Consider the following 24578-nt stretch of genomic DNA (forward strand, 5'->3'; position numbering starts at 1 on the left):
GATCTTGGCGGCGGGGACGACGCCCTGCCTGAGGGGCGCGGGGAACTGCGCGACAAGCCCCGGCCGGTCCGCAGTCGACCGACAGGCCTGCTCACAGCAACACCAAGGGGCCGCACCTCGAAAGGTACGGCCCCTCGGCTATCGGCTATGCCTCAGCGGCGAGCGTTCAGCTCTGCCCGCCGGCCAGCTTCTCGCGCAGCGCGGCCAGCGCCTCGTCCGAGGCCAACGCGCCGGAGTTGTCCGGGCCCTCGGAGGAGTACGAACCGCCACCGGACGCGGCCGGAGCGGCGGCTTCGCCACCCTCGGCAGCGGCCTTCTCGTCCGCCTCGCGGGACTTGATGACCTGCGCCTGGTGCTGCTCGAAGCGCTGCTGCGCCTCGGCGTACTGGGTCTCCCACGCCTCGCGCTGGGTCTCGTAGCCCTCGAGCCAGTCGTTGGTCTCGGGGTCGAAGCCCTCGGGGTAGATGTAGTTGCCCTGGTCGTCGTAGGACGCGGCCATGCCGTACAGGGTCGGGTCGAACTCGACCGCGGCCGGGTCGGCACCGAAGGACTCGTTGGCCTGCTTCAGCGAGAGGCTGATGCGACGGCGCTCGAGGTCGATGTCGATGACCTTGACGAAGATCTCGTCGTTGACCTGGACGACCTGCTCCGGGATCTCCACGTGACGCTCGGCCAGCTCGGAGATGTGGACCAGACCCTCGATGCCCTCGTCCACGCGGACGAACGCACCGAACGGAACCAGCTTCGTGACCTTGCCGGGCACGACCTGGCCGATCTGGTGGGTGCGGGCGAACTGCTGCCACGGGTCTTCCTGGGTCGCCTTCAGCGACAGGGAGACACGCTCGCGGTCCATGTCCACGTCGAGAACCTCGACGGTGACTTCCTGGCCGACCTCGACAACCTCGGACGGGTGGTCGATGTGCTTCCAGGAGAGCTCGGAGACGTGGACCAGACCGTCGACGCCACCCAGGTCCACGAAGGCACCGAAGTTGACGATCGAGGAGACGACGCCGGAACGGACCTGACCCTTCTGGAGGGTGGTGAGGAACGTCTGGCGGACCTCGGACTGGGTCTGCTCCAGCCAGGCACGGCGGGACAGGACCACGTTGTTGCGGTTCTTGTCCAGCTCGATGATCTTCGCCTCGAGCTCCTTGCCCACGTAGGGCTGGAGGTCGCGGACGCGGCGCATCTCGACCAGGGAGGCCGGGAGGAAGCCACGGAGGCCGATGTCGAGGATGAGACCACCCTTGACGACCTCGATGACGGTACCGGTGACGATCCCGTCCTCTTCCTTGATCTTCTCGATGGTGCCCCAGGCACGCTCGTACTGGGCGCGCTTCTTCGAGAGGATCAGGCGGCCTTCCTTGTCCTCCTTCTGAAGGACGAGGGCCTCGATCTCGTCACCGACGGCGACGACCTCGTTGGGGTCGACGTCGTGCTTGATCGAGAGCTCGCGGCTCGGGATCACACCTTCGGTCTTGTAACCGATGTCGAGCAGGACCTCGTCCCGGTCGACCTTCACGATGACGCCGTCGACGATGTCGCCGTCGTTGAAGTACTTGATCGTCTCGTCGATCGCGGCGAGGAAGGCTTCCTCGTTACCGATGTCGTTGACCGCTACCTGCGGGGTGGTGGCGGTGGTCTCGGTGCTGCTCGTCATGTGGGAAAGGGCTCCGGTACGGACATTGAAGTCGTAGGTACTGCTACGCCGGGAGCCCGTTTCGCTCTGCAGAAGCCGGACAGCCAAGGAAGCGCCACTCAGAAACGGCGGCGCCTCGACAACCGAGGGGACATACATACAGATGCGAGCGCAGCCTGCTACGTCTGAGGTGCGCAGGCCCGCAGCGCAACTTGTAGCATACGGGGGCAGCCGGGCGGGGTCAATGCGCGAAGCCGCCCACGCGGGGCGAACGCCGCATATCCGGCACAAGTCGTGTCGTCCGAGGCCACGCGCGGCGCGCGACGCCCCCCTTACGACACCGCCGGGACCGGCCGGACGGCAGTGCCCGCACACTAGTACGAGGGAGCCGATCATCCAAGAGTCCGAAGCGTCCGAACCCGAGGCCACCCGGCGCGATGCCGATGTCACGGAAAGCTCCCGGGCCAATCGTGGCTGGTGGGACCGCAACGCGGACGAGTACCAGACCGAGCACGGCACCTTCCTCGGCGACGACCGCTTCGTGTGGGGTCCCGAGGGGCTGGACGAGGTGGAGGCCGAGCTGCTCGGCCCGCCGGAGGAGCTGAAGGGCCGGGACGTCCTGGAGATCGGCGCCGGCGCCGCCCAGTGCTCGCGCTGGCTGACCGCCCAGGGGGCGCGCCCCGTCGCCCTTGACATCTCGCACCGGCAGCTCCAGCACGCGCTGCGCATCGGCGGTTCCTTCCCCCTGGTGTGCGCCGACGCGGGCGCGCTCCCCTTCGCCGACGCCTCGTTCGACCTGGCCTGCTCGGCGTACGGGGCACTGCCCTTCGTCGCCGATCCGCGTCAGGTCCTGCGCGAGGTGCGCCGGGTGCTCCGGCCCGGGGGACGTCTGGTCTTCTCGGTGACGCACCCGATCCGCTGGGCCTTCCCGGACGAGCCGGGGCCCGAGGGTCTCTCGATCTCGGCCTCGTACTTCGACCGCACGCCGTACGTCGAGCAGGACGAGGAGGGCCGGGCGGTCTACGTCGAGCACCACCGCACGATCGGCGACCGCGTCCGGGACGTCGTCGCCTCGGGCTTCCGCCTGGTCGACCTGGTGGAGCCGGAGTGGCCCGCGTGGAACACCTCGGAGTGGGGCGGCTGGTCACCGCTGCGCGGGAACCTGATCCCCGGCACGGCGATCTTCGTCTGCGAGCGGGACTGAGCGGGACCGGAGCACGCGCGCGTGGGACCTCTTCCCGCGCGTACGACACTGAGGGCGTGATCCGTTACGACGCCCTGGAAGCCCTGCCCGTACGCGGTGCCCTGCCCGCCCTGGCCGACGCCCTGGAGGGGCACGGCACCGCCGTCCTGGTGGCGCCGCCCGGCACCGGCAAGACGACCCTGGTGCCACTGGCCCTCGCAGGGCTGCTCGGGGAGGGGCCCGGGCGGCGGGTGGTCGTCGCCGAGCCGCGGCGGATCGCGGCCCGGGCGGCGGCGCGGCGGATGGCGTGGCTGCTGGGTGAGAAGCCCGGCGAGAGCGTCGGCTACACCGTGCGCGGGGAGCGTGCCGTCGGGCGGCACACGCGCGTGGAGGTCGTGACCACCGGTGTGCTGGTGCAGCGGCTGCAACGGGACCAGGAGCTGGCCGGTGCCGACGTGGTGGTGCTCGACGAGTGCCACGAGCGGCACCTGGACGCGGACACCGCGGCGGCGTTCCTGTGGGACGTGCGGCAGACGCTGCGGCCGGAGCTGCGGCTGGTGGCCGCCTCGGCGACGACCGACGCGCAGGGGTGGGCGCGGCTGCTGGGCGGAGCGCCGGTGGTCGAGGCACAGGGGACCGCTCACCCGGTCGAGACCGTGTGGGCGCCTCCGGCGCGGCCCGTCCGCCCGCCGCACGGGATGCGGGTCGATCCGGCGTTGCTGACGCATGTGGCGGCCGTGGTCCGCCGGGCCCTGACCGAGCGGGACGGGGACGTGCTGTGTTTCCTGCCGGGCGTGGGGGAGATCGCCCGGGTCGCCGGGCAGCTCGGCGGTCTCGGGGACCTGGAGGTGCTCCAGGTGCACCGGAGGGCGCCGGCTGCCGTGCAGGACGCGGTGCTGGTGCCCGGGGAGCGGCGGCGGGTCGTGCTGGCCACGTCCGTCGCGGAGTCGTCGCTGACCGTGCCCGGGGTGCGGGTGGTGGTGGATTCGGGGCTGGCGCGCGAGCCGAGGGTGGACCACGCGCGCGGGCTGAGCGCGCTGACGACGGTACGGGCGTCGCAGGCCGCCGGGTGGCAACGGGCGGGGCGGGCCGGACGTGAGGCGCCCGGGGCGGTGTACCGGTGCTGGGCGGAGGCCGAGGACGCGCGGCTGCCGCGGTATCCGTCGCCGGAGATCAAGGTGGCCGACCTGACGGCGTTCGCGCTGCAGGTGGCGTGCTGGGGGGATCCGGACGCGTCCGGGCTCGCGCTGCTGGACGGGCCGCCGAGTGGGGCGATGGCGGCGGCGCGGGACGTCCTGACGGCGGTGGGTGCGGTCGACTCCTCCGGACGGGCCACGGAGCGGGGAGTCCGGCTGAGCCGGGTGGGGGCGCATCCCCGACTGGGGCGGGCGCTGCTCGACTCCGCCCCCCTTGTCGGGGCCGAGCGGGCCGCTGAGGTGGTCGCCCTGCTGAGCGAGGAGGCTCCGCGGGAGTACGGCGATGATCTGGCGGGCGCCTTGCGTCGTGCTCGGCATGGGGGCGACGCCTATGCCGCGCGGTGGCGCAGTGAGGTCCGGCGGCTGCGGGCCGCCGTCGGGGAGATCTCCCACCCACCCGTCCGCGACCGGCGTCCGGAGGCCGGGACAGAGGTTCTCGGGAAACTCACCGAGGAGCGCCGAGTGGGCCTCGTCGCCGCGCTCGCCTTTCCCGAGCGGGTCGCCAGGGCCGATGGCGGCTCGCACCTGATGGTGTCCGGAACGCGGGCGGAGGCCGGCGCGGGGAGTGCGCTGCGGGGTGCGGAGTGGGTGGCCGTCGCCGTGGCGGACCGGCCCGTCGGCCGGGGGCACGCGCGCGTGCAGTCGGGGGCGGTGGTGGACGAGGACGTGGCCCGGTTCGCCGCGGGGGCGCTGCTGGAGGAGCGGGACGAGGTCGGGTGGGACGGCGGGGACGTCGTGGCGCGGCGGGTGGAGCGGCTGGGAGCCGTGGAGCTGACCGTGCGGGCGCTGCGGGACGCCGACGCGGGCCTCGTGCGCGGTGCGTTGCTCGACGGGCTGCGGCGGGAGGGGTTCGGGTTGCTGCGGTGGTCGGCGGAGGCCGGCGTCCTGCGGCAGCGGCTCGCGTTCCTGCGGCTGCATCTCGGTGAGCCCTGGCCGGACGTGTCCGACGAGGCGCTCCACGCGCGCGTGGAGGAGTGGCTGGAGCCGGAGCTGGGCCGGGCCCGGCGGCGGGCCGATCTGGCGCGGATCGACGCCGGGGAGGCACTCGCCCGGCTGCTGCCGTGGGCTTCCGGTCAGGCGGGACGGCTCGACGAGCTGGCGCCTGAGCGGTGGACGGTGCCGAGCGGGTCGAGGGTCCGGATCGACTGGTCGCGGCCCGAGCAGCCCGTCCTGGCGGTGAAGCTGCAGGAGATGTTCGGGCTCCAGGAGTCGCCCCGGGTGGCCGGGGTGCCGCTGCTCGTGCATCTGCTGTCCCCGGCCGGGCGGCCTGCCGCCGTCACCGCCGACCTCGCCTCGTTCTGGCGGGACGGCTACAAGGGGGTGCGGGCGGAGCTGCGGGGGCGGTATCCGAAGCATCCGTGGCCCGAGGACCCGGCGGGCGCCGAGCCGACGCGGCACACCAACGCGCGGCTCAGGCGCTGACCGACGAGGGTCTCCCGGCCGCCGTGGAGGCCGGGCCGGAGGGGCGGCGGCCGCGGGCCTCCAGGTACAGGGCGAGGATCAGCAGGAGTACGCCGAGAGCCAGGAAGCCCCACGGCAGGTAGGAGGTCATGAGCAGGACGAGCAGCCGCTGGGACTTCACCAGGTCGACGGTGTGCGCGATGTAGTCCTCACGCATCTTCACGTGTCCGGCGAACGCGGTCACCTTTTCGCGGTCGCCGAGGAGGCTGCCTCCGCGCAGTTCCTCCCGGTGGATCTCCTCCCCGTAGACGGGCGCGCCGGTGAGGGGTTCGACCCAGAACCTGCGGACCGTGGTGTACCAGCGGGTCGTGCCGGTCTGCGCCACCGCCTCGGGGGTGAGGCCCTTGACGGGCAGGCTCCTGGGGATCTTCACCTTGGTCCAGGGGATGGTCTGCTCGAAGTAGTAGACCTCCAGGCCCCGGAAGTCACGGGTGCCCTGGTAGGCGATGGGCGCGGTGACGCGGGCCTGGGCGTCGAAGTACTCGTAGTCCCGTTTCTCTGTCAGGAAGGGCCACTTGAACTCGATGCCCCGGCGGCGCACCGGGTCGCCGTCGACCATCTCGCCGGTGGCGTGGACGGGCTCCTGGGTGTGGGCGTCGAAGATGTAGCGCTCGGGGATCTTGGAGACCATCGCCCCGTCGGGGCCGACGACGTAGGACAGGCCGTCCCAGACGACGACGTCCCGGCCCGCCGACTCCTCGATCCGCTCGGAGGCCTCCACGTCGCCTTTGAGGGTCTGGACGATCGTGACCTTGGAGACCTTCTTCGCCTTCATCGTGCCGTAGTCGAGGAGGGTGGCGTCCTTCGCCTCCAGGACCATGTCCTGGTACTGGTTCGCGGGAACCTTGGCGAGGCGCGGGAAGGCGTACCAGCGCAACAGCGGGGACAGCGCCGCGAAGAACACGGCGAGGGCGAGCAGGACCAGGCCGGCCTTGCGGCGCATCTCGGCCTCCCTCCCGGGCGGGCGGTCAGGGGTGTGCGGGCACGGTCGTCAGCAGCGGCTTCGGGGACGTCCCGCCGGACGGGGAGCCGAGGGCGGTCAGCGTCAGGATCACGGCGAACGCGAGGGCCAGACCGGTGGCGGCGGCGATGAGAGCGCGCATGCGGAACCTCCCCACGGGTCGGAACGGGGGGAACTGATGCCCCGTCAGGTTCCTCGGCACCGTAGCAACGCGCGACGGAGATGAGAACACGTTGCACACACAACAACGCCCCTCCTTGTAAGGAGGGGCGTCGTCTGTCGTACCTGAGAGCTACGCGCTCGGGCTGGCCGACGGGCTCGGCGAGGACGTCTCGGCAGCGGCCACGGTCAGTTCGACCGTGAGCGTCGCCCCGCCTGCCGTGGTGACGCGGAGCAGGAACGTGCCGGTGGTGTCGTCGGCGTACAGCCCGGGCAGTTTCAGCAGGCCCTTCGCGTCCGTCTTCAGACCCGTGAGGGTGCGGACGGTCTTGCCGTCGGCGTCCTTGAAGTAGGGGCCCTTGTCGGCGACGGTCGGGTCGTCCGCCGACTTGATCAGCGTGGCGGTGGCCGCGACGCCGTCGGCGACGGCGCCCTTGTAGGTCGCCTTCACCTCGACCCGGCTAGCGAACTCCCCGCCGGGGGCGCAGGTCAGTGCGGCGTCACCGGTACGGACGAGGGCGTCTGCCGCGCGCTCGGTCACGGTGGCCTTGTAGTCGAGGCCCGGGACGGTCCGCCCCACCACCGTGGCGCGGATGGTGACGGCGCCGGTCTCCTCCCCCGCTACGAGGGCGGGCGCCACGGCCACACCGGAGCTGTTGGTGGCGACCGTGGCCACGCTCTCGCCGCCGGTGAACGTGGTGTCCGTGTCGCCGACGATGGTGAAGCGGACCCTGACCTTGGCGACGGCCTTGCCCGCCTCGGTCTCGGCGCGGGTGCTGATCCGCCGGTCGAACGCGTCGCCGGCCATGGCCGCGAGCTTTCCGGTACCGGCGTCCTCCAGGTGGTCCACCGTGTCGGTGGGGGTGGGCGGCGTCGCGGGAGGCGACGACGGGGTGCCGGCGGGCGGCGAGGTGGGCGGCTTCGGGGTCGTCGTACCGCCGCCGCCGGGCTTCTCGGGCCTGCCGGGGCCCGAGACGGGCGGCTTGGGCTTCGAGCCGCCCGGAGAGGTCACACCCGGTGGGGTGACGCCCGGCGTGGTGGGCGCCGGGCTCGCGCCCGCGCCGTCGTCGCTGCGGTTGTCGGGCAGGGTGCCGGTGCCGTCCGGGACCTCGTGGGTGCCCTTGCGGTAGTAATCCAGCCACCTCATGACGAGGCTGAGGTAGTCGCGCGAGTTGTTGTAGCTGAGGATCGCCCGGTCCAGGTCGTCCTGCCGGGACAGGTCCCAGTTGTTGCGGCACAGGTAGTGGCCGGCGGCGAGCGCTGCGTCGTAGATGTTGTTCGGGTCCTTCTTGCCGTCGGCGTTGCCGTCGCGGCCGGCCCAGGCCCAGGTGGAGGGGATGAACTGCATGGGGCCGACGGCCTGGTCGTACGAGCTGTTGCCGTCGTACGCGCCGTCGTCGGTGTCCTTGATGAGGGCGAAGCCGTTGCCGTCGAGCTGCGGCCCGAGGATCTTCTTGATGGTGGTGCCGTCGGCGTCGACGCGGCCGCCGCGCGCCTGCCCCGACTCCACCCGGCCGATGGCCGCGAGGAGTTGCCAGGGCAGGTTGCAGCCGGGCTTGGACTCGCGCAGCGAGGCCTCCGCCTTCTTGTAGGCGTCGAGGACGGTCGCGGGGATGCCGGCTTCCGTCGTGCCCGTGCCGCCGGGGCCGGGGCCCGTGGTCGGCGACGGGTTCGGGCTCTTCAGCGGGGGCAGGTCCGTGTAGTACGGCGAGTTGCCGGTGGCGCTGCCGCGGGAGGCATTCACTTCGGGGGAGGGTGTGGCGTCGGCGGCGGTCTGTCTGCCGTGGTCGTTCACGCCCGGAGCCTGAGAGGCGGACAGGGCCGCGACCGCTACCGCGGCCACGGCGGTCGTCGCCGCCCCTTTGCAGAGCCTCCTGCCGAATTGCGCCGCCATAGAGTGAACCCCTCCCGTGGACGCCCGAGCGTCCGTCTACGTCTGCAGTGTCCGCCCTGTTGTGACGATCCAACCGCCCGAGGGGTTGCCCTCCGACAGCCACAACTCTGTTCTCGTGCGTGCTTTCCTCTTTACCGCCGTCGCGCATTCGACGCGCTCCCCGCGCGGCGACTCTGGCGACCCTACGGCAACTTCTTTTGACCGGGCACCCGTTCGTGACCGTTTTTCACCAGGTGGTCATGTGCGGTGGTGACGCCGGTCGGCAGGGCGACATCCCGCATACTGGGCCACTGACCGCCGGGCGCTCCGGCCCGGTGCAACGACCGTCGCGAGGAGCCGAGTTGCCGTTCACGCTGAGCCATGCGGCAGCCGTGCTGCCCGCCGTCCGCGCCGACGGCACCGGCCGGGGCCCGCTGGTGCCCGCCGTGCTCGTGGCGGGTTCCTTCGCGCCCGACATGACCTACTACGCGGCGAGTGTCCTTCCCGAGGCCATGGAGTTCGGCGACGTCACGCACGGGTTCCCCGGTGTGTTCACGGTCGATGTGCTCATCGCCTGGGCGCTGGTGGGGTTGTGGCTGCTGGTGCGTGAACCGCTCGTCGCGTTGCTGCCGCGGACCCGGCAGGCGCGGGTTGCGGCCCTGCTGCGGTGCGGGGCGCCGCGCGCGCGGGTGCGGCCGTCGCTGGTGGCGCGGTGGTACGCCTCCGCGGTGCTCGGGGCGTCGACCCATGTGGTCTGGGACGCGTTCACGCATCTCGACCGGTGGGGGATGCGGCTGTTCCCGGTGCTGGGCCGGGAGGTGGCGGGCTCACCGCTGTACTGGTACCTGCAGTACGGCGGTTCGGCGGTGGCCGCGGTGGTGATCGCCGTGTTCGTGGTGCACGCGCTGCGGCGGGCGCCGGGGGGCGAGCCGGTGGGGATCCCCGTGCTGGCGTACCGGGACCGGTGGGCGGCCGCGGCCGTGATCTGCGGCTTCGCCGTGGTGGGTGCGGTGCAGCGGGCGTCACGGTGGTGGGCGTACTGGGGCTCGGCCGCGAAACCGTGGGAGATCATTCCGACGGTGTGCTTCGGCGCGGGCGCGGGGCTCGTCCCCGCGCTGCTGCTCTACGCCATGGCGGTCCGGGTGCGGCGTCCGGTTCCGGTTCCCGTCGATCCCGCCCCCGCCGCGGCTACGGAGCCGAGCCGCCCGGCCGCTCGCTGACGGCGCCGCCGTTCGTCGTGATGTACACGGTGATGGTGGTGTGCGCGGGGCGGGGACGCGGGAGCAGCGTGAGAACGAGGGTGAGGTAGCCGCGGGCCAACCGGACCCAGGGGCGGGAGGGTTTGCCCTGGCCGCCGGGTATGCCGGGCGTGCCGGGGAACCGGATCTCGACGGGAGCGGGGCCGGTGACGGGCTGTGGACCGCTCCTGGCCGGCGTGGTCGCGCCGGCGACGAGACCGGCCAGGGCGGCGGGATCGACGACGCCGGCGAGGTCCACCACGGCCTTGGTGCCGACGAGAGCGGTCAGAGCGACCAGGGCGTCGGTGCCGACGAGACCGGTCGGAGCGGCCGGATCGTCGGCCCCGGCGAGGGCAGGAGCGGCGGTCGGGCCGACTGCACCGGGGAGAGCCGTGCCGGCAACAGGACCGGCACCGCCGAAGGGGCGCCGTCCGCCGACGGCCAGACGCTGTCGGAGGTCCGCCGTCGCGCGGCGCAGGGCCGTGCCGAAGGTGACGGGGACACGAACCGTACTCGCGGCGGCCTCGAACGCCGGGACCGGCTGCGATGCCACGCCTGGGCCCGTGCGGCTGAGGAACGTGCGTATACCCATGCCCCGCATCTTTGCGACCCCCCGGGGAGGGGGCGCCTTCTCGGGGGCCACGCGAGTGACGGTTCACGTGGGGAGGGGCAGGGCCGGTGGGCGGCTGGGGCATCCTGCTCCCCCGGGCCCGGCCGGGACCCCGGCGCGTTGCCCGCACGGGGAACCCGAGCGCCCCGGCCGAGGCGCAGGAGCACCCCGGCCGGGCACCGGACTGCGGGAGCGACCCGGCCCTGCCGCGCGGCGGCTAGTGGGCTGCCGACTCCCAGTCCGCGCCCGAACCCACCGAGACGCCCAGGGGGACACGGAGGTCGACGGCGTTCGCCATCTCCCTGCGGACCAGTTCCTCGGCGGACGCCCGCTCCCCGGGGGCGACCTCCAGCACGATCTCGTCGTGGACCTGGAGGAGCATGCGGGAGGCGAGGCCGGCTTCCCGCAGCGCGTCGTCCACCTTGAGCATGGCGATCTTGACGATGTCGGCCGCCGTGCCCTGGATCGGCGCGTTGAGGGCCATGCGCTCGGCGGCCTCGCGGCGCTGGCGGTTGTCGCTGTTGAGGTCGGGCAGGTAGCGGCGGCGTCCGAAGAGCGTCGCCGTGTAGCCCGTCGCCCGGGCCTCGTCGACCGCCCGCCGCAGATAGTCCCGTACGCCGCCGAACCGCTCGAAGTAGGCGTCCATCAGGGCGCGGGCCTCCGCCGCCTCGATGTTCAGCTGCTGGGAGAGGCCGAAGGCGGAGAGGCCGTACGCCAGGCCGTACGACATGGCCTTGATCTTGCGGCGCATCTCGGCGTCGACGGCGGTCGGCTCGACCGCGAAGACCTGGGAGGCGGCCGTGGTGTGCAGGTCCTCGCCGGAGGTGAACGCCTCGATCAGGCCCTCGTCCTCGGAGAGGTGCGCCATCACGCGCAGTTCGATCTGGCTGTAATCGGCCGTCATCAGCGACTCGAAGCCCTCGCCGACGACGAAGCCGCGGCGGATGGCGCGGCCCTCGTCGGTGCGGACCGGAATGTTCTGCAGGTTCGGGTCGGTGGAGGAGAGGCGGCCGGTGGCGGCGACGGTCTGGTTGAAGGTCGTGTGGATGCGGCCGTCCGCGGCGATCGTCTTGATCAGGCCCTCGACGGTGACGCGGAGCTTGGCCTGCTCGCGGTGCCGGAGCATGATCACCGGCAGTTCGCTGTCCGTCTGCGTGGCGAGCCAGGCGAGAGCGTCGGCGTCCGTGGTGTAGCCGGTCTTGGTCCGCTTGGTCTTGGGCAGCGCCAGCTCGCCGAACAGGACTTCCTGGAGCTGCTTGGGCGAGCCCAGGTTGAACTCGTGCCCGGCCGCCGCGTGGGCCTCCTTGACCGCCTGCTGGACGGCGCCGGCGAACATCTGCTCCATGGCCTCCAGGTGGGACCGGTCCGCCGCGATGCCGTGCCGCTCCATGCGGGCGAGCAGCACGGACGTGGGCAGCTCCATGTCGCGCAGCAGGTCGGCGGCGCCGACCTCCTCCAGACGGCTCTCGAAGGCCTGGCCCAGGTCGAGGACGGCCCGGGCCTGGATCATCAGGGCCTCGGCCTCGGCGGCGTCGTCCGCGCCGAAGGCGAGCTGGCCGTCGGCCGCGGCGGCCGGGGTCAGCTCACGGTGCAGGTACTCCAGGGACAGCGCGTCCAGGTCGAAGGAGCGGCGGCCCGGCTTGACCAGGTACGCGGCGAGCGCGGTGTCCATGCGCACGCCCTCGACGCTCCAGCCGTGCTCGGCGAAGACCCGCATGGCGCCCTTGGCGTTGTGGAAGACCTTCGGCCGCTCGGCGTCGGAGAGCCAGGCCGCGAAGGCCCGCTCGTCTGCCTCGTCCAGCTGGGAGGGGTCGAACCAGGCGGCGGGCCCTCCGGGCGCGGCGAGGGCGACCTCGGCGACGGAGCCGGTGCCGAGGGCCCAGGTGTCGACCGTGGCGATGCCGAGGGGCTGCGTGCCGTGCTCGGTGAGCCAGGCGGACAGCTCGCCGGTGCCGAGCACCGTGCCGTCCAGCTCCACGCCCTCGGCGCTGATCGGGGTGGTCTCGGCCTCCTCGGCGCCGGGGTCGACGGCGAAGAGCCGCTCGCGCAGCGACGGGTTGCGGATCTCCAGGGTGTCCAGGACCATCGCGACGGCCTTGCGGTCGTACGGCGCGCGCTCCAGCTCGGTGACCCCCTTGGGCAGCTCGACGCGGCGCTCCAGTTCGGTGAGCCGGCGGTTGAGCTTGACGGACTCCAGGTGGTCGCGGAGGTTCTGGCCGGCCTTGCCCTTGACCTCCTCGACGCGCTCGACGAGCTCCGCGAAGGAACCGAACTGGTTGATCCACTTCGCGGCGGTCTTCTCACCGACGCCGGGGATGCCGGGCAGGTTGTCCGAGGGGTCGCCGCGCAGGGCCGCGAAGTCGGGGTACTGCGCGGGCGTCAGTCCGTACTTCTCGAACACCTTCTCCGGGGTGAACCGGGTCAGCTCGGAGACGCCCTTGGTCGGGTACAGCACCGTGGTGTGCTCGCTGACCAGCTGGAACGAGTCGCGGTCGCCTGTGACGATCAGCACCTCGAAGCCCTCGGCCTCGGCCTGGGTGGCGAGCGTTGCGATGACGTCGTCCGCCTCGAAGCCGTCCACCGCGAAGCGGGCGGCACCCATCGCGTCCAGCAGCTCGCAGATCAGATCGACCTGGCCCTTGAACTCGTCCGGGGTCTTGGAGCGGTTCGCCTTGTACTCCGTGAACTCCTGGGACCGCCAGGTCTTGCGGGAGACGTCGAAGGCGACCGCGAAGTGCGTGGGCGCCTCGTCGCGCAGCGTGTTGGCGAGCATCGACGCGAAGCCGTAGATCGCGTTCGTCGGCTGGCCCGTCGCGGTGGTGAAGTTCTCCGCGGGCAGCGCGAAGAACGCGCGGTAGGCCAGCGAGTGCCCGTCCATGAGCATCAGTCGCGGCCGGCTGCCGCCGGAGGTCTGGTCGGTCGTCTTCGATGCTGTCTCTGCCACGCCCCCGATCCTGCCACGCCCCACTGACACTCGGTCCCGCCCCCGCGGGTGCCGGGCTCGGGCACGCCCCACTCGCCCCCGCGCGCGACTGCCGGGCCCGGGCACGCCCGCGAGTGCCGCGCTCGGGCATGCCCCCCATGGTGGGCCCCGGGCTCCCCCGCTTCCCCCCCGGCCCGCCCGTATCCGCTGTCACCGGGGCGTGGGAGGATTCGGAGGCTTGTCTCACAGCGCAGTCGAAGGGGAGTGTGCGATGGCGTCGAAGCCGCCCACGAGCGATCCGGTCCAGGACGCGCCGCAGGTCGCCGGCCCGAAGCACGCGGCCGCCGGGCTCCCGGCGATCGGGCACACCCTGCGGATCGCCCAGCAGCAGATGGGTGTGCGGCGCACCGCGCTGACGCTGCTGAGCGTGAACCAGAAGGACGGCTTCGACTGCCCCGGCTGCGCCTGGCCCGAGCCGGAGCACCGGCACAAGGCGGAGTTCTGCGAGAACGGCGCCAAGGCCGTGGCCGAGGAGGCCACCCTGCGCCGGGTCACGCCCGAGTTCTTCGCCGCGCACCCGGTCGCCGGTCTGGCCGGTCGCAGCGGCTACTGGCTCGGGCAGCAGGGCCGGCTCACCCACCCCATGTACCTGCCCGAGGGCGGCTCGCACTACGAGCCGGTCACCTGGGAGCGCGCCTTCGACATCATCGGTGAGGAGATCGAGGCGCTGGCCTCCCCGGACGAGGCCGTCTTCTACACCTCCGGCCGTACCAGCAACGAAGCCGCGTTCCTCTACCAGCTGTTCGCGCGCGAGCTCGGCACGAACAACCTGCCCGACTGCTCGAACATGTGCCACGAGTCGTCCGGCTCGGCCCTGTCGGAGACGATCGGCATCGGCAAGGGCAGCGTCCTGCTGGAGGACCTCCACAAGGCCGATCTGATCATCGTCGCCGGGCAGAACCCGGGGACGAACCACCCGCGCATGCTGTCCGCGCTGGAGAAGGCCAAGGCCGGAGGCGCGAAGATCATCAGCGTCAATCCGCTGCCCGAGGCGGGCCTGGAGCGCTTCAAGAATCCGCAGACCCCGCAGGGCATGCTCAAGGGCGCGGCGCTCACCGACCTCTTCCTGCAGATCCGCATCGGCGGCGACCAGGCGCTGTTCCGGCTGCTGAACAAGCTGATCCTCCAGACGGACGGCGCGGTCGACGAGACGTTCGTGCGGGAGCACACGCACGGCTACGAGGAGTTCGCCGAGGCCGCCCGCGCCGCCGACTGGGACGAGACGCTCACGGCGACCGGTCTGACCCGGGAGGAGATCGAGAAGGCCCTGCGGATGGTTCTCGGCTCGCGGCGCACCATCGTGTGCTGGGCGATGGGCCTCACCCAGCACAAGCACTCCGTCCCCACGATCCGCGAGGTCGTCAACTTCCTCCTGCTGCGCGGCAACATCGGCCGCCCGGGCGCGGGCGTGTGCCCGGTGCGCGGGCACTCGAACGTGCAGGGCGACCGCACGATGGGCATCTTCGAGCGGCCCGCCCCGGCCTTTCTGGACGCCTTGGAGAAGGAGTTCGGCTTCACGCCCCCGCGACGGCACGGCTATGACGTCGTGCGCGCCATCCGCGCTCTGCGCGACGGCGAGGCGAAGGTCTTCTTCGCCATGGGCGGCAACTTCGTCGCGGCGTCCCCCGACACGGACGTCACCGAGGCGGCCGTGCGACGGGCCCGGCTGACCGTGCACGTGTCGACGAAGCTGAACCGCAGCCACGCGGTCACGGGCGCGCGTGCCCTGATCCTGCCGACGCTCGGCCGCACCGAGCGCGATCTGCAGGGCAGCGGCGAGCAGTTCGTGACGGTGGAGGACTCGATGGGCATGGTGCACGCCTCCCGGGGGCGCCTGGAGCCCGCGAGCCGGCATCTGCTGTCGGAGCCGGCCATCGTCAGCCGGCTGGCCCGCCGCGTGCTCGGCGAGAACAGCCGCACTCCGTGGGAGGAGTTCGAGAAGGACTACGCGACGATCCGGGACCGCATCGCGCGCGTGATCCCGGGCTTCGAGGACTTCAACGCGCGCGTGGCCCGCCCGGGAGGCTTCGCGCTCCCCCACGCCCCGCGCGACGAGCGCCGCTTCCCCACGGCCACCGGCAAGGCCAACTTCACCGCCGCGCCCGTGGAGTACCCGCGGCTGCCCGAGGGCCGCCTGCTGCTGCAGACGCTGCGTTCGCACGACCAGTACAACACCACGATCTACGGGCTCGACGACCGCTACCGGGGCATCAGGAACGGCCGCCGGGTGGTGCTGGTCCACCCCGAGGACGCGCGGGCCCTGAAGCTGGCGGACGGGTCGTACGTCGACCTGGTCGGCGAGTGGAAGGACGGTGTGGAGCGCCGTGCACCCGGTTTCCGTGTCGTGCACTACCCGACGGCCCGGGGCTGCGCGGCCGCGTACTACCCGGAGACCAACGTCCTGGTGCCGCTGGATGCCACGGCGGACACCAGCAACACCCCGGCCAGCAAGTCCGTCGTGGTGCGTCTGGAACAATCGGCGACCGACTGAGCGTTCGCTCAGTGAAGCAGGCAGCCGAGTGACGAGGACGAACGGAGCAGGGCCCAATGGGTGAGCAGCAGCATGTGAAGTTCCCGCAAGAGGTCATCGACGAGTACGCCGCGCTCGGCGTGGACCTCCTGGCCCTGTTCTCCGCGGGCCACCTCGGGAACCGGATGGGCGTCCAGATCTCCGAGGCGTCGGCGGACCGGGTCGTCGGCACGATGCCGGTGGAAGGCAACACCCAGCCCTACGGGCTGCTGCACGGCGGGGCCTCCGCGGTGCTGGCCGAGACCCTGGGCTCGATCGGGTCGATGCTGCACGGCGGCAGCTCCAAGATCGCCGTGGGTGTCGACCTGAACTGCACCCACCACCGCGGGGTGCGCTCCGGGCTGGTCACCGGTGTGGCCGCACCGGTCCACCGGGGGCGGTCGACCGCCACGTACGAGATCGTCATCACGGACGAAAGCGACAAAAGGGTGTGCACGGCCCGGCTGACCTGCCTGCTGCGCGACGTCAAGCCGGGCGACGAGGAACTCATCCGCGCCGCGAACTGACCGCCGGGCCGGACGCCGTACTCACCGGCGTGCCGCCCGACGTAGGGAAAACCCTGGAGAGGCGGGCGCGCTCTTGTCGCGGCCGCCCTCCGGGCATTTCACTGGCGCCCACCCCCACAGGAGAAGACCCGTCCCACCCGCAGAAGGGTTTCTCTTGACCTCCGTACGCGCCTTCGCCGTCACCGCCGCGGCCTGTGCCACCGTGCTCGCCACCGCGCTGCCGTCCTCCGCCGTCAACTCCTACAACGCCACCCCCGCCCCCGAACGCACCGAGGTGGGCGCACTCGTGGCCACCTGGGACGACGACGGCGACCCGGCGACCCCCGACCGCGTCGACTGGGTCTGCTCCGGCACCATGATCGACGCGGACACCTTCCTGACCGCCGCGCACTGCACCTCGGACTGGCCCGACGACGTGCGGTTCTACGTCTCCCTCGACCAGGACGTGCAGTCGGGACTCGACGCGGCGGCGAGGAAGTACCCGGGCGACCCGGCCGCGCAGGCCGCCTCCGTCGCCGTCCCGGGCGCCGCCCACACCCACCCCGCGTACCCGGGGCCCGCCTCCGACACCCACGACATCGCGGTGATCCAGTTGCCCGCCGCCCAGGTCAGGGCCCGCTGGAGCTTCACCCCGGCGACCCTGCCCACCGCGAACCAGCTCGGCGCACTCGGCCCGCGGGGCCTGAACGACACCGACTGGCTCGTCGCCGGATACGGCACCCAGGAGGCCGTCAACGGACCCGGCGGCCAGACCCACCCCGGCGGCGGCGTCCGGATGAAGGCACCCGTCACGTTCAACGCCCTCAACGACTCCTGGGCCCGGCTCGCGATGACAGCGCCCCAGGGCAACGGCGGCGCCTGCTACGGCGATTCGGGCGGACCCAACTTCGCCATGATCGGCGGCAGGCGGATCCTGGCCGCCACCACCATCACCGGCGACACCCCCTGCTACGCGACCAACGTGACGTACCGCCTGGACACCCCCGGCGCCCGCGCCTTCCTCTCGCCGTTCGTGAAGCTGCCGTAACCCGCGTCACCGGTGTGCGGCGGCATCGGATGCCATCGGCCGCATGGCACGCCGGCCGCCCCGCCGCTCCGCGCACGACACGGACCGGCGGGGCGGCTGTCACGCACCCGGGAGAGCCGGCCGGACGCGGACGGCCCCAACACCTCGCCCCAGCACCGCCGTTACCCGGCCGAGCCGCTCAACCCGTCGCGCGAATGAGCGGGTTCGGCTCCGGCATCGCCACCGCACCGTCCGCGCCGCATCGCGCGCGGCCCCGGTCCGGCAAGCGACCCGCCGCATCCCGTGGAATATCGCCGATTCCGATAGCGCGGGAATTTCCTGTGTACAGACCACGCAATTCCTGGCGTGACGCTCCGTAACGCGCGCGCAATACAACGCCGCGGTTTCACCTTCGGCCGGGCCCACGCCCGGAACCTTTCCGATCTTGCTGGTCGGGCACACATTCCCGCAACCGCATGATCTCAGCCACGGCCAACCGGAAGTGCGGGTTCTCAGAATGCGGACCTCGGCGAAAAACCACCAAACCCGCCGAGAGGGCCCGCCGCGGAGACCGGGCATCCACGCCGTCATAACAAGAAAGTCACAAGCGAGCCCGCGCCGCTGACCCTGCCCTTACCCCGGGCTTAGAGTCACGGCCAGTCACCGCCTCCATCGGGAGTTCGGTACCAGCGCGGCACTCACCCCCCGACCAGGGCGGGGCCTGCCTGTGAAAGGACTGATTGTGCGACAGCGTTCCTTGGTGATTCTTACCTCCGTTCTCACGACCGGAGCTCTGACTCTCACCGCCTGCGGCTCCCGAGACGACAGCGGTGACAAGGGCGGAGACAACGGGAGCGGCACCACGCTGACCATCGGCGTCGACGCCCCCCTCTCCGGTGAGAACTCCACCACCGGCCTCGGCATCCAGTACGGCGCCCAGATCGCCGTCGACGACGCCAACAAGAACAACTGGGTCCCGGGCGTGAAGTTCAAGCTCAAGGCCCTGGACGACAAGGCGCAGCCCGCCACCGGCCAGTCCAACGCCACCAGCATCGTCGGCGACAAGACCGCCGTCGGCGCCGTCGGCCCGCTGAACTCCGGCGTCGCCCAGACGATGCAGCAGGTCTTCGCCTCGGCCAACATGGTCCAGATCTCCCCGGCCAACACCGCGCCCGAGCTCACCCAGGGCAAGAACTGGCAGACCGACAAGAAGCGCCCGTTCAAGACCTACTTCCGCACCGCCACCACCGACGAACTGCAGGGCAGCTTCGCCGCCGGCTACGCGTACAACGGCCTCAAGAAGAAGAAGGCCTTCGTCGTCGACGACAAGCAGACCTACGGCGCGGGCCTCGCGAAGATCTTCAACGAGCAGTACAAGAAGCTCGGCGGCAAGGTCGTCGGCACCGACCACGTCAACACCGGCGACAAGGACTTCGGTTCCCTCGTCACCAAGATCAAGAACTCCGGCGCCGACCTGCTCTACTACGGCGGCCAGTACGACGAGTCCGCGCTGATCACCAAGCAGCTCAAGGACGCCGGCGTCAAGATCCCGCTGTTCGGCGGCGACGGCATGTTCGCCTCCACCTACATCGAGGCCGCCGGCAAGTCCTCCGAGGGCGACCTCGCCACCGCCATCGGTGTCCCCGCCGACACCCTCCCCGCGGCCAAGACGTTCATCCAGACGTACAAGGACAAGGGCTACAAGGGCGACTACGGCGCGTACGGCGCCTACGCCTACGACGCCGCCACCGCCATCATCAAGGCCGTCAAGGCCGCGGCCGACGCCAACGGCGGCAAGGTGCCCGCCGACATCAACGACCTGCGCTCCAAGGTCGTCGAGGGCGTCCAGAAGTCCGACTTCGAAGGCCTCACCGGCAAGATCTCCTTCGACCAGTACGGCGACACCACCAACAAGCAGCTGACGGTCTACCAGGTCGAGAAGGGTGCCTGGAAGGACGTGGAGACCGGCACCGCCGACCTGAAGTAACCCGGCCCGCCACAACGCCGCACCACGGGCCGCGCGGAAGGAGGACCCCGACCGCGCGGCCCGTTTCCACACCCCCACACAGCACACGACCACGCACACATCCAGTGCACACGACCACCAGCGACATGGAGGCCATGCGGTGAACACCCTGCCGCAACAGCTGGCCAACGGGCTGCTTCTCGGCTCGATGTACGGGCTGATCGCCATCGGCTACACGATGGTGTACGGCATCGTCCAGCTCATCAACTTCGCGCACGGCGAGATCTTCATGACCGGGGCCTTCGGCGCCCTCACGGTCTACTTCTACATCCTTCCCGACGGCACCTCGATGGCCATCGCCGTACCGATGATGCTCATCGGCGGCGCCCTCGTGGCCATCCTCATCGCCGTCGGAGCGGAACGGTTCGCCTACCGCCCCCTGCGCGGAGCCCCACGCCTGGCGCCCCTCATCACCGCCATCGGCCTCTCCCTGGCCCTCCAGGAGGTCGTGCGCAACTTCTACCCCGGCGCCGACCGCGCCCGCGCCTTCCCCGGCCTCGACTCCACCCACGACATCGGCTCCGTCACCATCAAGGACGCCGACATCTTCCTCATCCTGGCCGCCGTCATCTGCATGGCCGCCCTCGCCCTCTTCGTGCGCCGCAGCCGCACCGGCCGCGCCATGCAGGCCACCGCGCAGGACCCCGACACCGCGCAGCTCATGGGCATCGACACCAACCGCATCATCGTCATCGCCTTCGCCATCGGCGGCTTCTTCGCCGCCGTCGCCGCCGTCGCCTACGGACTCAAGTACGGCAACGTCGACTACCGCATGGGCTTCCTCATGGGCCTCAAGGCCTTCACCGCGGCCGTCCTCGGCGGCATCGGCAACATCTACGGCGCCATGCTCGGCGGCGTCGTCCTCGGCATCGCCGAAACCCTCGCCTCGGCCTACATCGACGAGATCCCGGGCATGCAGCAGCTCGGCGGCCAGAGCTGGGCCAACGTCTGGGCCTTCTGCCTCCTCATCCTCGTGCTCCTCTTCAGGCCACAGGGCCTGCTCGGCGAGCGCGTCGCGGACAGGGCGTGATCACATGACCGAGACGACCAAGACCCCGGCACCGGACGCCGTCCCCACCCCGACGCCCGCCCCGCGCGGTCTCATCCCGCTGCCCACCGCCGCCGCCCGCGGCCTGCTGCTCGCCGGCGGCATCGCCACCGCCGCCTCCGCGTTCCTCGCCTGGACCTGGACCGCCGAATTCCCCGGCGACCTCACCTACAACGGCTACCCCGGCGGCCTGCAGTGGCTCACCTTCACCGCCGGCGTCCTCACCGCCCTGTTCGCCCTCGCCTCCTACGGCGTCCCCGGACTCGGCTGGCTGCTCCCCGCCCGCAACAACGCACCCCTGGTACTCAACGCGCTCGGCGGATTCACCGTCACCTGGTTCACCGTCATCGCCATCAGCGCCCAGCTCGGCGGCGTCATCAACCTCGAACCCGGTGGCTGGATAGCGGCCGTCGCCTCCCTGCTGCCCGTCCTCGGCGCCTTCGCCCTCCCCCAGGAGCGCAACCGAACCGACGGCACCAAGGAAGCCATCAAGGCCTACATCGCCAAGCCCGACCGCATCCCCGCCGCCCAGGCCACAGCGCCCTGGATCCAGCGGGCCGTCATCACCGTGGTCACCATCATCGGCCTCGGCGTCTTCACCTACGGCATCGACACCGAGTACGGCGAACTCTTCATCGGCTACCTCTTCGTCGTCACCTTCGCCATGTGGGCGCTGCACACCGCCGGCCTGATGGACCGCTTCTCGGCCATCGTCGCCGCCAACCGCAGCTTCACCCTCGCCATGGGCTTCGCGGCGGCCATCGCCTTCCCCTTCACCCAGACCGACGACCACTACGCCAACATCGGCGTCAACATCCTGATCTTCGGGACCGTGGCCCTCGGCCTCAACATCGTCGTCGGCCTCGCCGGACTCCTCGACCTCGGATACGTCGCCTTCCTCGGCGTCGGCGCCTACACCGCCGCGCTCGTCTCCGGCTCCGAGTTCTCCACCATCTCCGGCGTCCACCTGCCCTTCTGGGCCTCCGCCCTGGCCGGCGCCGCCGCATCCCTCGTCTTCGGCGTCCTCATCGGCGCCCCGACCCTGCGACTGCGCGGCGACTACCTCGCCATCGTCACCCTCGGCTTCGGAGAGATCTTCCGCATCGCCGTCAACAACATGGACGGCCAGTCCGGACCCGACGTCACCAACGGCCCCAACGGCATCGCCTCCATCCCCGACCTGAACCTCTTCGGGTTCAACCTCGGCCAGGCCCACGACATCGGCGGATTCACCCTCGGCCGCTTCGCCAACTACTACCTGCTGATGGTCCTCATCATGGCCATCGTGGTCCTGGTCTACACACGCGCCGCGGACTCCCGCATCGGCCGCTCCTGGATCGCCATCCGCGAAGACGAGACCGCCGCCACCGCCATGGGCATCAACGGCTTCCGCGTCAAACTCGTCGCCTTCGCCCTCGGCGCCTCCCTCGCCGGCCTCGCCGGCACCGTCAGCGCCCACGTCACCTACAGCGTCGTCCCCACGCCGTACCAGTTCGCCGGCTCCACCCCGCCCAACTCCGCGTTCCTCCTGGCCGCGGTCGTCCTCGGCGGCATGGGCACCGTGGCCGGCCCGCTCCTCGGCGCGGCCCTGCTCTACCTGCTCCCCGAGAAGCTGGTCTTCCTCCAGGACAAGTCGCTCCTCGCCTTCGGCCTCGCGCTCATCCTCCTGATGCGCTTCCGCCCCGAAGGCATCATCGCCAACCGCCGGCGCCAGCTCGAATTCCACGAGACCGGCCAACTCGACGTACCCAAACAGACCACGCTGACCGACGAACCGGCCGTCACCAAGGCGGGGGCGTAAGAACCATGACCACACCTGTACTCGAAGCACGCGACGTCACCATGCGCTTCGGCGGCCTCACCGCCGTACGCTCCGTCGACTTCACGGTCAACGCCGGCGAGATCGTCGGACTCATCGGCCCCAACGGCGCCGGCAAGACCACCTTCTTCAACTGCCTGACCGGCCTCTACGTCCCCACCGAGGGCACCGTCTCCTACAAGGGCACCGTCCTCCCCCCGAAGCCCCACCTGGTCACCCAGGCCGGCATCGCCCGCACCTTCCAGAACATCCGCCTGTTCGCCAACATGACGGTCCTGGAAAACGTCCTCGTCGGACGCCACACCCGCACCAAGGAAGGCCTCTGGTCCGCCCTCCTGCGCGGCCCCGGCTTCAAGAAGGCCGAACGCGCCAGCGAGGAACGCGCCATGGAACTCCTGGAGTTCATCGGCCTCGCCCACAAGCGCGACCACCTCGCCCGCAACCTCCCCTACGGCGAACAGCGCAAGCTCGAGATCGCCCGCGCCATGGCCTCCGAGCCCGGCCTGCTGCTCCTCGACGAGCCCACCGCCGGCATGAACCCCCAGGAGACACGGGCCACCGAGGAACTGGTCTTCGCCATCCGCGACCGGGGCATCGCCGTCCTCCTCATCGAGCACGACATGCGCTTCGTCTTCAACCTCTCCGACCGCGTCGCCGTCCTCGTCCAGGGCGAAAAACTCGTCGAAGGCACCTCCGACGTCGTCCAGGCCGACGAACGCGTCATCGCCGCCTACCTCGGAGAGCCCTTCGAAGGCGACCCCGGAGAAGCCGAAGCCGCCGAGGTCGAGGCCGCCGAAGCCGCCGCCGAAGCGCCCAGCACCACCAGCAGCACCAAGGGAGAAGCCCAGTGACCGCACTCCTCGAGGTCGAAGACCTCCGGGTCTCCTACGGCAAGATCGAAGCCGTCAAGGGCATCTCCTTCAGCGTCGAAGCCGGCCAGGTCGTCACCCTCATCGGCACCAACGGCGCCGGCAAGACCACCACCCTGCGCACCCTGTCGGGCCTCCTCAAGCCCACCGCCGGAAAGATCCTCTTCGACGGCAAGCCCCTCAGCGGGGTCCCCGCGCACAAGATCGTCGCCCTCGGCCTCGCCCACTCCCCCGAAGGCCGGCACATCTTCCCCCGCCTCACCATCGCCGAGAACCTCCAGCTCGGAGCGTTCCTCCGCAAGGACAAGGACGGCATCGAGAAGGACATCCAGCGCGCCTACGACCTCTTCCCCATCCTGGGCGAACGTCGCAAGCAGGCCGCGGGAACCCTCTCCGGCGGCGAACAGCAGATGCTCGCCATGGGACGCGCCCTCATGTCCCAGCCCAAGCTGCTCATGCTCGACGAGCCCTCCATGGGCCTCTCCCCCATCATGATGCAGAAGATCATGGCGACCATCTCCGAGCTCAAGTCCCAGGGCACGACGATCCTCCTCGTCGAACAGAACGCCCAGGCCGCGCTCTCCCTCGCCGACCAGGGCCACGTCATGGAGGTCGGCAACATCGTCCTCTCCGGGACGGGCCAGGACCTGCTCCACGACGAGTCGGTGCGCAAGGCGTACCTGGGCGAGGACTGAGGTCCCGGCCCGCACGCCAAGAGGCCCGTTCTCCTTCCGGTCCGGAAGGAGAACGGGCCTCTCGCCGTCTTGTCCTCAGCCCTTGTTGGCCTTCTTCTCGTCGGCGTCCTGAATGACCGCCTCCGCGACCTGCTGCATCGACATCCGCCGGTCCATCGACGTCTTCTGGATCCACCGGAACGCGGCCGGCTCGGTCAGCCCGTACTCCGTCTGCAGAATCGACTTCGCCCGGTCCACCAGCTTGCGCGTCTCCAGCCGGAGCGTGAGGTCGGCGACCTCCTTCTCCAGCTCCTTCAGCTCCGTGAACCGCGAGACGGCCATCTCGATCGCCGGTACGACGTCGGTCTTGCTGAACGGCTTGACGAGGTACGCCATGGCCCCGGCGTCCCGGGCGCGCTCCACGAGGTCGCGCTGCGAGAAGGCGGTCAGCATCAGCACCGGCGCGATGCTCTCCTCGGCGATCTTCTCGGCCGCCGAGATGCCGTCCAGCTTCGGCATCTTCACATCGAGGATCACGAGGTCGGGCCGGTGCTCACGGGCCAGCTCGACGGCCTGCTCCCCGTCCCCGGCCTCGCCGACGACGGTGTACCCCTCCTCCTCCAGCATCTCTTTGAGATCGAGCCGGATCAGCGCCTCGTCCTCGGCGATGACGACCCGCGTCGTCATCGGAGGCACGTGCGACTTGTCCTCTTCAGGCACGTCAACAGGCTGGGGCGACTCGGGGGCACTCACGTGGGCTCCTTGGTAGGGGCAGGCCGGTACTGCTCCCAAGAGCG

18 protein-coding genes are annotated in these 24578 nt (G+C 71.1%); 11 read left to right on the top strand and 7 right to left on the bottom strand.

Translation table 11 applies throughout. The features are described 5' to 3' along the window. Nucleotides 1-166: 166 nt before the first annotated feature. Nucleotides 167-1660: a 30S ribosomal protein S1 gene (gene rpsA, locus ADK65_RS18325; RefSeq protein ID WP_053671279.1), complete on the bottom strand. Its 1494-nt coding sequence runs from the start codon at nucleotides 1658-1660 to the stop codon at nucleotides 167-169. Nucleotides 1661-1883: 223 nt separating this feature from the next. Here rpsA and ADK65_RS18330 point away from each other — a divergent pair, with 223 nt between their 5' ends. Next, on the top strand, nucleotides 1884-2843 hold the full coding sequence (locus tag ADK65_RS18330) for a class I SAM-dependent methyltransferase (protein ID WP_324614283.1): 960 nt from the start codon (nucleotides 1884-1886) through the stop codon (nucleotides 2841-2843). A 56-nt stretch (nucleotides 2844-2899) separates the two neighbouring features. Continuing rightward, the gene (hrpB, locus tag ADK65_RS18335) at nucleotides 2900-5440 is read left to right on the top strand and encodes an ATP-dependent helicase HrpB (RefSeq protein WP_053671281.1); all 2541 of its coding nucleotides are present in this window, start codon (nucleotides 2900-2902) and stop codon (nucleotides 5438-5440) included. On the opposite strand, the gene ADK65_RS18340 is transcribed toward hrpB, so the two are convergent. From ADK65_RS18340 to ADK65_RS18345, 3 genes are all read right to left on the bottom strand, one after another. Further along, nucleotides 5430-6422, bottom strand: coding sequence for a DUF3068 domain-containing protein (locus ADK65_RS18340; protein ID WP_053671283.1), 993 nt, complete (start codon nucleotides 6420-6422; stop codon nucleotides 5430-5432). The genes hrpB and ADK65_RS18340 overlap by 11 nt on opposite strands. Before the next feature lie 25 nt (nucleotides 6423-6447). After that, nucleotides 6448-6582, bottom strand: a complete 135-nt coding sequence (locus tag ADK65_RS38090) for an SPW_0924 family protein (protein ID WP_107092318.1) — start codon at nucleotides 6580-6582, stop codon at nucleotides 6448-6450. A 150-nt stretch (nucleotides 6583-6732) separates the two neighbouring features. After that, on the bottom strand, nucleotides 6733-8493 hold the full coding sequence (locus tag ADK65_RS18345; RefSeq protein WP_053671285.1) for a lytic transglycosylase domain-containing protein: 1761 nt from the start codon (nucleotides 8491-8493) through the stop codon (nucleotides 6733-6735). A gap of 341 nt (nucleotides 8494-8834) precedes the next feature. On the opposite strand from ADK65_RS18345, the gene ADK65_RS18350 reads away from it, so the two are divergent. After that, nucleotides 8835-9692 (top strand): DUF4184 family protein, encoded by an 858-nt coding sequence (locus tag ADK65_RS18350; RefSeq protein WP_053671287.1) that lies wholly within the window; start codon nucleotides 8835-8837, stop codon nucleotides 9690-9692. Here the strand turns inward: ADK65_RS18350 and ADK65_RS18355 are convergent. Both ADK65_RS18355 and polA read right to left on the bottom strand, forming a co-directional pair. Next, on the bottom strand, nucleotides 9661-10302 hold the full coding sequence (locus tag ADK65_RS18355) for a hypothetical protein (protein WP_053671289.1): 642 nt from the start codon (nucleotides 10300-10302) through the stop codon (nucleotides 9661-9663). The genes ADK65_RS18350 and ADK65_RS18355 overlap by 32 nt on opposite strands. A gap of 235 nt (nucleotides 10303-10537) precedes the next feature. Beyond that, nucleotides 10538-13264: a DNA polymerase I gene (gene polA, locus ADK65_RS18360; RefSeq protein WP_053671291.1), complete on the bottom strand. Its 2727-nt coding sequence runs from the start codon at nucleotides 13262-13264 to the stop codon at nucleotides 10538-10540. 250 nt (nucleotides 13265-13514) lie between these two features. On the opposite strand from polA, the gene ADK65_RS18365 reads away from it, so the two are divergent. The 8 genes from ADK65_RS18365 to ADK65_RS18400 all read left to right on the top strand — a co-directional run bounded on the left by ADK65_RS18365 (nucleotide 13515) and on the right by ADK65_RS18400 (nucleotide 23802). Continuing rightward, the gene (locus tag ADK65_RS18365) at nucleotides 13515-15794 is read left to right on the top strand and encodes an FdhF/YdeP family oxidoreductase (RefSeq protein ID WP_053671293.1); all 2280 of its coding nucleotides are present in this window, start codon (nucleotides 13515-13517) and stop codon (nucleotides 15792-15794) included. Between the two features lie 56 nt (nucleotides 15795-15850). Then, a complete protein-coding gene (locus ADK65_RS18370; RefSeq protein ID WP_053671295.1) occupies nucleotides 15851-16339 on the top strand; it encodes a PaaI family thioesterase in 489 nt (162 codons plus the stop codon). 154 nt (nucleotides 16340-16493) lie between these two features. Then, complete coding sequence (locus tag ADK65_RS18375; RefSeq protein WP_053671297.1) at nucleotides 16494-17366, top strand: trypsin-like serine protease; 873 nt, start codon at nucleotides 16494-16496, stop codon at nucleotides 17364-17366. A gap of 736 nt (nucleotides 17367-18102) precedes the next feature. Continuing rightward, nucleotides 18103-19332: a branched-chain amino acid ABC transporter substrate-binding protein gene (locus ADK65_RS18380; RefSeq protein ID WP_053671299.1), complete on the top strand. Its 1230-nt coding sequence runs from the start codon at nucleotides 18103-18105 to the stop codon at nucleotides 19330-19332. Nucleotides 19333-19471: 139 nt separating this feature from the next. Next, the gene (locus tag ADK65_RS18385; RefSeq protein ID WP_053671301.1) at nucleotides 19472-20401 is read left to right on the top strand and encodes a branched-chain amino acid ABC transporter permease; all 930 of its coding nucleotides are present in this window, start codon (nucleotides 19472-19474) and stop codon (nucleotides 20399-20401) included. A 4-nt stretch (nucleotides 20402-20405) separates the two neighbouring features. Then, nucleotides 20406-22220, top strand: a complete 1815-nt coding sequence (locus tag ADK65_RS18390; protein WP_053671303.1) for a branched-chain amino acid ABC transporter permease — start codon at nucleotides 20406-20408, stop codon at nucleotides 22218-22220. A 5-nt stretch (nucleotides 22221-22225) separates the two neighbouring features. Then, the gene (locus ADK65_RS18395; RefSeq protein ID WP_053671305.1) at nucleotides 22226-23089 is read left to right on the top strand and encodes an ABC transporter ATP-binding protein; all 864 of its coding nucleotides are present in this window, start codon (nucleotides 22226-22228) and stop codon (nucleotides 23087-23089) included. Continuing rightward, nucleotides 23086-23802: an ABC transporter ATP-binding protein gene (locus ADK65_RS18400; RefSeq protein WP_053671307.1), complete on the top strand. Its 717-nt coding sequence runs from the start codon at nucleotides 23086-23088 to the stop codon at nucleotides 23800-23802. Before ADK65_RS18395 ends, ADK65_RS18400 begins: the two co-directional genes overlap by 4 nt. Before the next feature lie 75 nt (nucleotides 23803-23877). Here ADK65_RS18400 and ADK65_RS18405 read toward each other — a convergent pair whose 3' ends face one another. Next, nucleotides 23878-24534 (bottom strand): ANTAR domain-containing response regulator, encoded by a 657-nt coding sequence (locus ADK65_RS18405; RefSeq protein WP_053671309.1) that lies wholly within the window; start codon nucleotides 24532-24534, stop codon nucleotides 23878-23880. Nucleotides 24535-24578: the final 44 nt, after the last annotated feature.

Source organism: Streptomyces sp. NRRL B-1140, assembly GCF_001280065.1.
Lineage (GTDB): Bacteria > Actinomycetota > Actinomycetes > Streptomycetales > Streptomycetaceae > Streptomyces.

What these genes read in the sequence shown, in the direction of transcription:
- rpsA (WP_053671279.1), bottom strand. Translation starts at nt 1,660, where the DNA reads ATGACGAGCAGCACCGAGACCACCGCCACCACCCCGCAGGTAGCGGTC.
- ADK65_RS18330 (WP_324614283.1), top strand. Translation starts at nt 1,884, where the DNA reads ATGCGCGAAGCCGCCCACGCGGGGCGAACGCCGCATATCCGGCACAAG.
- ADK65_RS18340 (WP_053671283.1), bottom strand. Translation starts at nt 6,422, where the DNA reads ATGCGCCGCAAGGCCGGCCTGGTCCTGCTCGCCCTCGCCGTGTTCTTC.
- ADK65_RS38090 (WP_107092318.1), bottom strand. Translation starts at nt 6,582, where the DNA reads ATGCGCGCTCTCATCGCCGCCGCCACCGGTCTGGCCCTCGCGTTCGCC.
- ADK65_RS18345 (WP_053671285.1), bottom strand. Translation starts at nt 8,493, where the DNA reads ATGGCGGCGCAATTCGGCAGGAGGCTCTGCAAAGGGGCGGCGACGACC.
- ADK65_RS18355 (WP_053671289.1), bottom strand. Translation starts at nt 10,302, where the DNA reads ATGGGTATACGCACGTTCCTCAGCCGCACGGGCCCAGGCGTGGCATCG.
- ADK65_RS18365 (WP_053671293.1), top strand. Translation starts at nt 13,515, where the DNA reads ATGGCGTCGAAGCCGCCCACGAGCGATCCGGTCCAGGACGCGCCGCAG.
- ADK65_RS18370 (WP_053671295.1), top strand. Translation starts at nt 15,851, where the DNA reads ATGGGTGAGCAGCAGCATGTGAAGTTCCCGCAAGAGGTCATCGACGAG.
- ADK65_RS18390 (WP_053671303.1), top strand. Translation starts at nt 20,406, where the DNA reads ATGACCGAGACGACCAAGACCCCGGCACCGGACGCCGTCCCCACCCCG.
- ADK65_RS18395 (WP_053671305.1), top strand. Translation starts at nt 22,226, where the DNA reads ATGACCACACCTGTACTCGAAGCACGCGACGTCACCATGCGCTTCGGC.